Here is a 10,777-nt window from a genome sequence, read left to right on the forward strand (position 1 = left end):
CAGGTTATCGTTGATCAGTAGACGCGGGGTCAGTCCGCGTCGAGGAGATTTCCAGAGGTGTCATCCTGGTTTCGGCGCAGCCGAAGACCGGGACCTATAGACACCGATTTGTCCGGAGAGCCCCGCGCGTCTGGGTCCCGGACAAGCCGCTGGCGCGGCTTTCCGGGATGACGCTTGGGATCAGTCGATGGTCACGACCACCTTGCCCATGGCCTTGCGGCTGCCCAGGTGAGCGATGGCTTCGGCGCCACGGGTGAGCGGGAAGTGCTCCGAGACGAAGGGCTTCACCTTGCCCTGGGCGTAGAGGTCCAGCAGGTCGCGGATGGACTCCTGGAACTTGTCCGGGTTCTTGGCGGTCCAGGCGCCCCAGAACACGCCGACGATGTCACAGCCCTTCAGCAGGGCCAGGTTCAGCGGGATCTTCGGGATGTCGCCGGCGGCGAAGCCAACCACCAGATAGCGGCCTTCCCAGGCGATGGAGCGCAGGGCCGGTTCGGCATAGGCGTCGCCGATGGCGTCATAGATGACGTCGGCGCCGTTGGGACCGCAGGCTTCCTTGAACTTCTCGGCCAGGGCCTTCTGACCGTCACGGTCGAAGGGGCCGCGGCCATAGACGACGCCGGCGTCGGCGCCGCGGGCGATGGCCAGGTCGACCTTCTCCTGGGTGGAGCAGCCGGCGATCACGCGGGCGCCCATGGCCTTGGCCAGCTCTACGGCCGCCAGACCGACGCCGCCGGCGGCGCCCAGGACCAGCAGGGTTTCGCCCGCCTTCAGCTTGGCGCGGTCCACCAGGGCGTGGAACGAGGTGCCGTAGGTCATCAGGAAGGCGGCCGCCTCGTCGAAGGGCATGGCGTCCGGGATGGTGGTCAGGCGATTGGCCGGAACCACGACTTCCTCGGCCAGGGCCCCGTTGCCCATCTGGGCCAGGATGCGGTCGCCCGGCTTCACGTTGGTGACGCCCTCGCCCACCGACTTAACGACGCCCGACAGCTCACCGCCCGGCGCGAAGGGCCGCGGCGGCTTGAACTGGTACTTGTCCTCGATGATCAGCACGTCGGGGAAGTTGATGCCCACGGCCTTCACGGAGATCACCGCCTGGCCGGGGCCGGCCACGGGGGAGGGAATGTCCTCGAGCACCAGGGTGTCCGGCCCGCCCACGACCTTGCTCAACAACGCCTTCATGTCCGTCCTCCGAAATGCGGAATTCTGAATTGGGCCGGACGCTAGCCCAGCCGCCGCGCCCGCGAAAGGCGTGCTGCAAACATTTGTTTGAACGACTTGCGTATGGGACGCGCGGCGCGTCCAATCGCGGCATGACCCAGGATCTCGCCGCCCGCCGCCTCCAGACCGTCCGCGACCACATGGCGCTGGAGGTCACCCACGATTGGGACGGGGTGATCGCCACCTTCGACCACCCCCGCTACGAGATGGCCACCGGGGCGGTGTTCGACGGCGAGGCCGCCGTGCGCCGCTATTTCGACCTGTCGCGCACCCCCTTCCCGGACCAGGGCAACGAGATCATCGCCATCGCCCATGACGGCGACAGCGTGCTTGTGGAGTTCTGGCTGACCGGCACCCACACCGGCCCCCTGCGCGTGGCCGGCAAGACGGTCGAGGGCACGGGCAAGGCCTTCAAGGTGCGCATGGCCGCCAGCTTCGAATTCGCCCCGAACTCGGACCGGATCGTGTGCGAGCGGCCCTATTTTGATGGGACCGCCGTCCCCCGGGCGCTCGGCCTGATCTGACCGATTTGGAGCCGACGCCCGTTCGCCCTATATTCCCGCCCTTCACCACGGGGATTTCCTTTTGGGCGTTACGCTGGACCTCTCGCGCGGCGCGGCTTCCGCCACGCCTGTTCTGACCAACCTTTCGGGGATGACCCGCAAGGCGCTGGCCGACGCCCTGATCGCGGCCGAGGTGGTGCGGCCTGAGAAGGCCAAGATGCGGGCCAGCCAGCTGTGGCGCTGGATCCACCACTATGGCGTGACCGACTTCGCCGCCATGACCGACGTGGCCAAGGAGACCCGTGCGGCCCTAGCCGAGAAATTCACCCTGGTCCGCCCCGAGGTGGTGGAGCGCCAGGTGTCCAAGGACGGCACCCGCAAGTGGCTGATCCGCATGGCCCCGGGGATCGAGGTCGAGACCGTCTACATCCCTGACGTTGGCCGCTCGGGCGCCCTGTGCGTCTCGTCCCAGGTGGGCTGCACGCTCAACTGCACCTTCTGCCACACCGGCACCCAGGCCCTGGTGCGTAACCTGACCGCCGCCGAGATCGTGGCCCAGGTGCAGGTGGCCCGCGACGACCTGGGCGAATGGCCCAGCCCCAAGGAGGACCGCCGGCTCTCGAACATCGTGTTCATGGGCATGGGCGAGCCGCTCTACAATCTCGACAATGTCGCCGACGCCATCGACATCATCGCCGACAACGAGGGCATCGCCATCTCGCGCCGGCGGATCACCGTCTCGACCTCCGGCGTCGTGCCGGAGCTGAAGGCGCTGGGCGAACGCACCCAGGCCATGCTGGCCATTTCGCTGCACGCCACCAATGACGAGCTGCGCAACGTCCTGGTGCCGCTCAACAAGAAGTACCCGATCGCCGAGCTGATGGCCGGCATCCGGGGCTATCCGGGCCTCGGCAACGCCCGCCGGGTGACCTTCGAGTACGTGATGCTGAAGGGCGTCAATGACAGCCCGGCCGAGGCCAAGGCCCTGGTTCAGCTGCTGAAGGGCATTCCGTCCAAGATCAACCTGATCCCGTTCAATCCCTGGCCGGGCACGGACTACCAGTGCTCGGACTGGAAGACGATCGAGGCCTTCGCCGCGGTGCTGAACCGGGCGGGCTACGCCTCGCCGATCCGCACGCCGCGCGGCCGGGACATCCTGGCGGCCTGTGGCCAGCTGAAGAGCGAGAGCGAGAAGCTGCGAGCCAGCGCCCGACGCAAGCTCGCGGCCGAAGCCGCCGCCGCCCCCGAAGAGACCGCGTGAGGCGAACGGCCTTGCCGAATGCGGGCCGTATCCGCCAATGACCGTCTGACCGAACCGCCCCGGAGCCCCATGCCCCAGTCCCCGGAAATCCAGGCCTTCGCCACCGGCTTCCCGCTGACCCTGCTGCACGCCGGGGTTACGGTCCTGATCCTGTTCCTGGGCGCCGCCCTCTATGTGCTGCTGACCCCGCACAAGGAGATCTCGCTGATCCGCGAGGGGAACTCGGCCGCCGCCATCTCGCTGGGCGGGGTGATGCTGGGCCTGGCCATTCCGCTGGCGGTGTCCCTGACCGCCTCGACCTCGATCATCGAGATCGGCATCTGGGGCGCGGCCACCGTCATGGTCCAGCTGCTTATCTTCCGTGGCGTGGATTTCCTGCTGCGCGGCCTGCCCCAGCGGATCCAGGAGGGCGAGGTCTCGGCCGCCGCCCTGCTCGTGGGCGCCAAGATCTCCACCGCCATCATCCTGGCCGCCGCGGTCGCCGGCTGATCGATGCACTATCCGCGGCTGCCTGACTGGCTGGTCTATGGGGCGGTGGTGCTCGCCCTGCTGATCGCCGCCGTGGGGCGCCAGGAACGGGCCGACGCCCCGCCGCCGCCGCCGCCGGTGCCGGGGGAGGAGGGCCTGCCGCTGGGTCCGGCCTCGCCCTTCGATCCCGCCGTTGTCGTCGACGTCCCGGGTAAGGCCGAGCCGGGCACCGGCACCGCCTTCTCCATCGCCGACCGCGGCGTCTGGGTCACCGCGCGCCATGTGGTGGACGGCTGCTCAAAGGCCGCCATCGTGGTGGCCGAGGGCCGGGGCGTTGAGGCTCAGGTCCATATCGATCCGCACAGCGAAGCCGCGATCCTGACCACCGAGGGGGGCGCTCCGCCCCTGCCGCTCGGCCTGGCCATCAAGCTGCGCCGGGGGGACCGGGCCTTCCATCCGGGCTTCCCGCAGGGCTCGCCGGGCGAGGCCACCTCGCGCCTGCTGGGCCGGGAGAACCTGATGGTCCGCGGCCGTGGCGCGCGGACCGAGCCTGTTCTGGTCTGGGCCGAGACCGGCCGCACCGATGGCTTGAAGGGCACTTTGGCCGGCCTGTCCGGCGCTCCGGCCCTGGACAATGCGGGGCGGGTGATCGGAGTGACGGTGGCTGAGGCGCCGCGCCGGGGCCGGATCTACACCACCGCGCCGGAGACCCTGGCCGCGACCCTGAATTCGGCCCACGAGAACCCGGCGGCCTTCGCGGTCGGTGAGCAGGTCTCGGTGGAGAACTATGGCCGGGTGGCTGACGCACTGCGCCGCGACCTGCGGGTGGCCCAGGTTATCTGCCTGGGCGGCGCGGCCCCGGCGCCGGGCGCCCATCCGCCGCCGGGCCAGACCCCTAGCTGACCGCAGGCGTTTCCGGCGGCGCGGCCTTGGCTGACCGAGCGGCGACGATGAAGGTCAGCAGCACCCCCAGCACCCCCAGGGCGGCCGAATAGACGAAGAAGGTGACGTACCCGGCGCCCAGGGCCTGGGCGGACACGTGCGACTTCTCCATGGCGCTGGCGAAGGCTTCCTGGGGCAGGGCGCTGAACAGGCCCTTCAGGCCGGCGATCGCCCCACCATGGTCGGCCGAGGCCGCGGCGGCCTCGACGATGCGCCCCGACTGCGAGGCGACCAGCTTGCCCAGCAGGGCGTAGAAGGACGAGAACATCGCGTACTGGGTGGCGGTGAACCCCTCCCCGGTCAGGCTGGACATGTAGGCGATCAGGCAGGTGCCGGCGAAGCCGGAGGCGATATTGTCCACGCCGATGGCCACCGACAGGGCCCACAGCTGCGGCCCCTGCATGGCCAGCCAGGCGAAGATCAGGTTGGAGATGGGACCTGCGAAGGCGCCGATGATCAGGGCCCGCATCAGGCCAAGCCGCGCCACCGCGAAGCCGCCCAGGCCCACCCCGATCACGGACATCACCACGCCCAGGCCCTTGCGGACCTCGGCGATCTGCAGCTTGTCGAAGCCGAGGTCGATGTAGAACGGGTTCATGATGTTGAGCACGAAGTCGCTCAGCCGGTAGACGCAGATCAGGGCCAGGATCAGGCCCGCGACCCCCGCATAGCGCTTGAAGAAGTCGATGAACGGATCGGCGAGCGCGCTGGACAGGTAGATGCCGGGCCGGGTCTTGAGGCCCGGAATGGGCAGGGCCGCGGCCACCACCACCAAGGTCCCGACCACAATCCCGGCCAGCTGGACGAAAATGCCGGTTCCCTTGGCCTCCCAGGCGGCGGCCAGGGCCTCGCCGGTCGCGCCCTGGCCCAGGGCGGACAACAGGCCCTTGAGCAGGCTGGCGTCCCCCGCCAGGCCCGAGCCGAAGATCATGCCCCCCAGCACCACCACGGCCAGGCGGGCCAGCCATTCGATGACATCGCGGGCGGGCGCCTCGGGCGCGTCCTTGTAGTCGATGGGCCGGATCTGGTGGGCGGCTTCGCGGGGCGCGCCGAACACGCCCAGGACGCCGATGGCCATCAGCACGGCCATGGCGGCGTAGGACAGGTTCCAGCCGACCACTTCCGACATCAGCAGCGGCGCGACGCCCGCGACGATGATGGCGATCCGGTAGCCCCACTGGTAGGCGGCGGCCATCGCGCCTTGCCGTTCCTCAGTGACCGCCTCGATCCGCCACGCGTCGATGACGATGTCCTGGGTCGCCGAGACGAAGCCGACGAACACCGCGAAGGCGGCCATCAGCGGCAGGCCGGTCTTCGGATTGGCGCCGGAGATCAGCCACAGGCCCAGGATGATCAGGGCCTGGCAGGCCAGCATCCAGGAGCGCCGATGGCCCAGCCAGGCGGTCAGGCCCGGGATCTTCGCCCGGTCGACCAGGGGCGCCCAGAGCAGTTTCAGGGAATAGGCCAAGGTCGCCAGGCTGAAGAAGCCGATCACTTCCAGGCTCAGGCCTGCGTCGCGCAGCCAGGCCGAGAGGGTGTCGAAGATCAGCAGGTTGGGCAGGCCCGAGGCGAAGCCCAGGGCCAGCATGACCAGGCTCCGGCGCTCGCCATAGACGGCGATGGCGCTCCACAGACTGGGCTTCGGCTCGGCGGCGTCGGTCATCTGGCGGTCCCCCATCGGGGCCGGCCCGCCCCGTTTCAGCTGACCTTGGCGTGGTCCGTCGTCGGCGTCCAGCCGCCCCGGGCCAGGCGGGCCAGCACCCCGCGCAGGGCGTCGGCGGACAGGGGCTTGACCAGGAAGTCGTCCATGCCGGCGTCCAGGCAGGCGTGGCGGTCGTCTTCAAAGGCGTTGGCGGTCAGGGCCACGACCGGGGTGGCGACGCCCTGGGCCCGCAGCCGACGGGTGGCCTCCAGGCCGGACATGCCGGGCATGCGCATGTCCATCAGGATCAGGTCGTAGGCGCCGACGGCCAGGGCCGCCAGGGCCTCGTCGCCGCCGGTGGCGTGGTCCACCTTGCAGCCCTCGCGGGTCAAAAGGGTGCGGGCCAGAAGGGCGTTGATCGGATTGTCCTCGACCAGCAGGATCCGCGCGCCAGGGGCCGCGGCGGGGGCCACGCGCTCGTCCTCGGCGGCGTGGCGGGCGGCGTCCTGGCCCAGGGCCGCCTGGACCCGTTCGGCCAGGGAGGCCCGGCGCAGGGGCTTGATCAGGTAGCCGGCATAGCCTGCGGCGCGATAGTCGGCGATGCGGCCGCGCTCCTCCGGATTGAGCAGCACCAGGGCGGGGCGGTCGTCCGGCGGGGCGGAGCCGGCCAGGGCGTGGTCGATCAGGACGACCTCGGCCTCGGCCGGCAGGGCCTCCAGCGTCTCGTGCAGCGAGGCTTGGGCGCCGCAGGCGCTCAGCTGCATCTCGGCGGCCAGGGCGGTCACCGGATTGGCGCAGGCCACGGCCACCCGGCGGCCGGCCAGGCTGTCGTCCGTGTTTGCGGGGGTCAGAGGGGCGGTGATCTCGATCCAGAAGGCGGCCCCGCCGCCGGGGGCCGAGCCGACGCCGGCCTCGCCGCCCATGGTCTGGGCCAGGGTGCGAACGATGGCCAGGCCCAGGCCCGCGCCGCCCAGCTGGACGCCGTCATGCACCGGATCGGCCTGGCCGAAGGCCTCGAAGATCTTCTCGCGGTCCGCCTCGGCGACGCCGGGGCCGGTGTCCTCCACCGTCAACCGCAGCCGGTCAGGGCCGGTCACCTCAGCGTGGACCAGGACGCCGCCCTTGGGCGTGAACTTGATGGCGTTGCCGGCGAAGTTCAGCAGCACCTGGCGCAGGCGGCCCTCGTCGGCGAAGGCGCGGCCCAGGCCGGCGGGCGCCGCCCAGGCGACCTCAAGCCCCTTTTCCTGGGCCCGCGGCGCCATCAGTTCGCAGACCCCGCGCAACAGGTCCTCGACCTCGAACTCAGCGGGGACCAGCTCGACCTTGCCGGCGCCCAGCTTGGCGAAGTCCAGCACGTCATTGACCAGGCCCAGCAGGTGTTGGCCGGACTCGCGCAGGGCCGCCACATAGGTGCGCTGCTCGTCGGTGAGGCCGGTGCCTTCCAGGAGCCGGGCCATGCCCAGCACCCCGTTCAGGGGCGTGCGGAACTCATGGCTCAAAGCGGCCAGGTGTTCGGCGGTGATGCGGGGCGGCGCGGGCGGGCTCATCTTGGACGCGGAGCCTAGCCGGCACGGCTTAACGGGCGGTCAAGCCGCGGCGGGATCAGTCCTCGCGGCCCATCTCGCGGGCCAGGGCGATCAGGGCCTGGCGGGCGCTGGCACGGTCGATCTCGGCGAAGGCCTGCAAAAGCTCCAGGGCGCCGGGCGCGGCCAGGGACTGGAGCAGGGCCTCGGCCTCGCCGCCGCCGGCCGCCTCCTCGCCCACCAGCCAGCCGACGCTGGTGTCCAGGGCGCGGGCCACGGCGACCAGGGTTGAGCCCGACACCCGGTTGGCGCCGCGCTCATACTTCTGCACCTGCTGGAACGTGACGCCGATCCGCGCCGCCAGGGCGGCCTGGGTCAGGTTGAGGGATTTGCGGCGCAGCCGGATGCGCGCGCCGATGGCCATGTCGATGGGATCCGGTCCCGGAGCATCGTCTAGGGGCATGTCGCCTCCAATCCACAAGCCGCCAGTCTCTGACCTGGTTGAGGCCATTGCATGGCGCTGGACGGCAAAGGCCGAGCCCCTTCAGCTTCGGCGTCTTCGGGCCTGGGCGCAAGCTGAGCCATGGTTCTTTGGCTGCGATCGATTGGCGCCACGATGAGTTGATCTGCTTCAAAGCGACCCCGCGCCGGGCCGGTCAGTTTTCTTCCACAGACCGGACGCGCGAGGCGCGCCGGGCCAAGGGAGCGGAACATGGGCGAGCGGAACGATCTGGCCGGCAAGGCGGCCCTGGTCACCGGCGCGGCGGGCGCCATCGGGGCGGCGACGGTCAAGCTATTGCTGGAACGCGGGGCGAGCGTGGCGGCGGTGGACCGCCCTGGCGTATCCTTCGCGCCGCTGATCGCGGCCTGCGGCGAGGCCGAGAACCTGGTGACCCTGGAGGCAGACGTCAGCGACGAGGGCCAGGTCGCCGACTATGTGAGCCTGGCGCGGCAGGCCTTCGGCCGCATCGACATCTTCTTCAACAACGCCGGGATCGAAGGCGTGGTGAAGACCGTCCCCGACTATCCGCTGGAGGAGTTCCAGAAGGTCATGTCGGTCAATGTGATCGGGGTGTTCCTGGGCATGAAGCATGTGATCCCGGTGATGGCGGCCCAGGGCGGCGGCGCGATCATCAACATGTCCAGCGTCGCCGGCCTGATCGGCTCGCCGGGGCTATCGGCCTATGTGGCCTCCAAGCACGCGGTGATCGGCCTGACCCGCTCGGCGGCGGCGGAATGGGCCAGCCACGGAGTGCGGATCAACACCGTCAATCCCGGCCCCATCGAGAGCCGGATGATGCGCTCCATCGAGGGCGGCGTCTCGCCGGCCGGCGCCCAGAAGGCCCACGAGCAGTTCGCCCAACTGATCCCCGCCGGCCGCTATGGGACCCCGGAGGAGGTGGCGCGGCTTGTGGCCTTCCTGGGATCCGACGACGCGGCCTATCTCAACGGCTCCGTCTATGTGGTGGACGGCGGCATGCATGCGGTGTGACCGGCTGATCCTGGCTGCGGCGCTGGCGGTGAGCCTTGCGGGCGCCGCTGCAGCGGCCGAGCCGGCCAAGCCGGGCGCGGTGGGCGAGGCCGTGACCCAGCCGTTGCGGGATCTCAGCCTGATGCGCCAGGACCCGGCGGCGGTGCTGATGGCCGCGAGGGCCGCGCCCTATGCGACGCCGGAACCGGCGACCTGCGCGGCGCTGGCGCCCCGGATCGCCGAGCTGGACCTGGCGCTGGGCCACGACCTGGACGACCCTTCCGCGATGACCTCGCTGGACAGCATGGCTGGAGCCCTGGTGGCCGGCGCCATCCGCGACGCCGTGGGCCTGCCGTTCCGGGGCGTGGTGCGCAGGCTCTCCGGCGCGGAAGCACGGGACCGGGAGCTGAGGGCCTATGTGCTGGCCGGGATCGTTCGGCGCGCCTTCCTTAAGGGCGTGGCCCAGGCCCATGACTGTCCGGCCGTGGCGCCGGCGGACCAGTGAGATTTAGGCGCTTGATGATGGGGTTCCGCGACCCTCGGAAAAATCTAAAGCGCGGAAAAATATAACTATGGCACCGGCGAAGCCGCGCCCGCCCGGCGGTAGATGAGGGCTTCGGCGACGTGAATGCGGGCGACGGGGCCGGAGCCGTCCAGGTCGGCGATGGTGCGGGCCAGGCGCAGGGTGCGGGTCCAGCCGCGGGCGGTGAGGCCACCGGCCTCGGCGGCGCGGGCCAGGACGGCGCGGGCGTCGGGTGCGAGATCGGCGATGGTCTCCAGCCAGTCGCCTTCAGCGCGGGCGTTCAGGGGCTCGGCGCGGGCATCATCGGCCTGGAGCGCGCGATCAGCCTGGACCTGGCGGGCGGTGGCGACCCTAGCGACGGCCTCGGCCGTGCCTTCCGCCGGCGAGGGCAGGGCCAGGTCGGCGGCGGAGACGGCCGGCACCTCGATCTGCAGGTCGATGCGGTCCATGAACGGGCCGGAGACCTTGGCCTGGTAGTCGAACTGGCAGCGCGGCGCCCGGCCGCAATGCCCGCGCCCGGCCCCGCCGTGGCCGCACTTGCAGGGGTTCTCGGCGGCGATCAGCTGGAAGCGGGCCGGGAAGCGCACATGGGCGTTGGCCCGGGCCACCATGACCTCGCCGGTCTCCAGGGGCTGGCGCAGGCTGTCCAGGGCCTGGGCGCTGAACTCCGGCAGTTCGTCCAGGAACAGGACGCCGTTGTGGGCCAGGGACACCTCGCCGGGCTTGATGCGCACCCCGCCGCCGGTCAGCGCCGCCATGGTGGCCGAGTGGTGCGGGGCGCGGAACGGCCGGGCGCGGGTGAGCTCGCCCTTGGCGATCAGGCCGGCCACCGAGTGGACCATGGAGGTCTCCAGCAGCTCGGCTGGCGACAAGGGGGGCAACAGGCCCGGCAGGCGGGCGGCCATCATCGACTTGCCGGACCCTGGCGGCCCGATGAAAAGCAGGTTGTGGCCGCCGGCGGCGGCGATCTCCAGGGCGCGCTTGGCGTTCTCCTGGCCTTTGACGTCCTTGAGGTCGGGCGCCGCCGCGCCCTCGATGATATCGCCGGGCTTGGGCGCAGACAGCATCTGCTGACCGCGGAAGTGGTTGACCAGGGCGATCAGCGAGGGCGCGGCCAGGATCGGGGTCTCGCCGGCCCAGGCGGCCTCGGCCCCGCAGGCCTCCGGACAGATCAGGCCGAGCCCCAGGGCGCCCACGGCCACGGCGGCGCGCAGGGCGCCGGC

The 10,777-nt window shown here is 70.8% G+C and carries 11 protein-coding genes; 6 read left to right on the forward strand and 5 right to left on the reverse strand.

Features of this window, described 5'->3' with window-relative positions; all coding sequences use genetic code 11:
• Positions 1-180 precede the first annotated feature (180 nt).
• On the reverse strand, positions 181-1,182 hold the full coding sequence (locus ACFQ27_RS12725) for an NADPH:quinone oxidoreductase family protein (RefSeq protein ID WP_377353854.1): 1,002 nt from the start codon (positions 1,180-1,182) through the stop codon (positions 181-183).
• Between the two features lie 131 nt (positions 1,183-1,313).
• On the opposite strand from ACFQ27_RS12725, the gene ACFQ27_RS12730 reads away from it, so the two are divergent.
• The 4 genes from ACFQ27_RS12730 (at position 1,314) to ACFQ27_RS12745 (ending at position 4,356) form a co-directional block, all read left to right on the forward strand.
• The gene (locus tag ACFQ27_RS12730; protein ID WP_377353855.1) at positions 1,314-1,745 is read left to right on the forward strand and encodes an ester cyclase; all 432 of its coding nucleotides are present in this window, start codon (positions 1,314-1,316) and stop codon (positions 1,743-1,745) included.
• Between the two features lie 61 nt (positions 1,746-1,806).
• Positions 1,807-2,985: a 23S rRNA (adenine(2503)-C(2))-methyltransferase RlmN gene (gene rlmN / locus ACFQ27_RS12735; RefSeq protein ID WP_374343779.1), complete on the forward strand. Its 1,179-nt coding sequence runs from the start codon at positions 1,807-1,809 to the stop codon at positions 2,983-2,985.
• 69 nt (positions 2,986-3,054) lie between these two features.
• On the forward strand, positions 3,055-3,474 hold the full coding sequence (locus ACFQ27_RS12740; protein WP_374343777.1) for a DUF350 domain-containing protein: 420 nt from the start codon (positions 3,055-3,057) through the stop codon (positions 3,472-3,474).
• Between the two features lie 3 nt (positions 3,475-3,477).
• On the forward strand, positions 3,478-4,356 hold the full coding sequence (locus ACFQ27_RS12745) for a S1 family peptidase (RefSeq protein ID WP_374343775.1): 879 nt from the start codon (positions 3,478-3,480) through the stop codon (positions 4,354-4,356).
• On the opposite strand, the gene ACFQ27_RS12750 is transcribed toward ACFQ27_RS12745, so the two are convergent.
• From ACFQ27_RS12750 to ACFQ27_RS12760, 3 genes are read right to left on the reverse strand one after another with little or no spacing between them, the layout of a single operon-like run.
• Positions 4,349-6,058 carry an AmpG family muropeptide MFS transporter gene (locus tag ACFQ27_RS12750; RefSeq protein ID WP_374343773.1) on the reverse strand — a complete coding sequence of 570 codons (1,710 nt, stop codon included), beginning with the start codon at positions 6,056-6,058 and terminating at the stop codon, positions 4,349-4,351. The genes ACFQ27_RS12745 and ACFQ27_RS12750 overlap by 8 nt on opposite strands.
• Positions 6,059-6,093: 35 nt before the next feature.
• Complete coding sequence (locus ACFQ27_RS12755) at positions 6,094-7,584, reverse strand: response regulator (RefSeq protein WP_374343770.1); 1,491 nt, start codon at positions 7,582-7,584, stop codon at positions 6,094-6,096.
• Between the two features lie 55 nt (positions 7,585-7,639).
• On the reverse strand, positions 7,640-8,023 hold the full coding sequence (locus ACFQ27_RS12760) for a helix-turn-helix domain-containing protein (RefSeq protein WP_374343768.1): 384 nt from the start codon (positions 8,021-8,023) through the stop codon (positions 7,640-7,642).
• 249 nt (positions 8,024-8,272) lie between these two features.
• On the opposite strand from ACFQ27_RS12760, the gene ACFQ27_RS12765 reads away from it, so the two are divergent.
• Together ACFQ27_RS12765 and ACFQ27_RS12770 are read left to right on the forward strand one after the other, a co-directional pair.
• Positions 8,273-9,052 carry an SDR family NAD(P)-dependent oxidoreductase gene (locus ACFQ27_RS12765; RefSeq protein ID WP_374343766.1) on the forward strand — a complete coding sequence of 260 codons (780 nt, stop codon included), beginning with the start codon at positions 8,273-8,275 and terminating at the stop codon, positions 9,050-9,052.
• Positions 9,042-9,536, forward strand: coding sequence for a hypothetical protein (locus tag ACFQ27_RS12770; RefSeq protein ID WP_374343764.1), 495 nt, complete (start codon positions 9,042-9,044; stop codon positions 9,534-9,536). Before ACFQ27_RS12765 ends, ACFQ27_RS12770 begins: the two co-directional genes overlap by 11 nt.
• 65 nt (positions 9,537-9,601) lie before the next feature.
• Here the strand turns inward: ACFQ27_RS12770 and ACFQ27_RS12775 are convergent.
• Positions 9,602-10,777: YifB family Mg chelatase-like AAA ATPase (locus ACFQ27_RS12775; protein ID WP_377353856.1), on the reverse strand; the 1,176-nt coding region annotated here is incomplete at its 5' end.

Source organism: Phenylobacterium conjunctum (assembly GCF_042679085.1).
Classification (GTDB): Bacteria; Pseudomonadota; Alphaproteobacteria; order Caulobacterales; family Caulobacteraceae; genus Phenylobacterium; species Phenylobacterium conjunctum.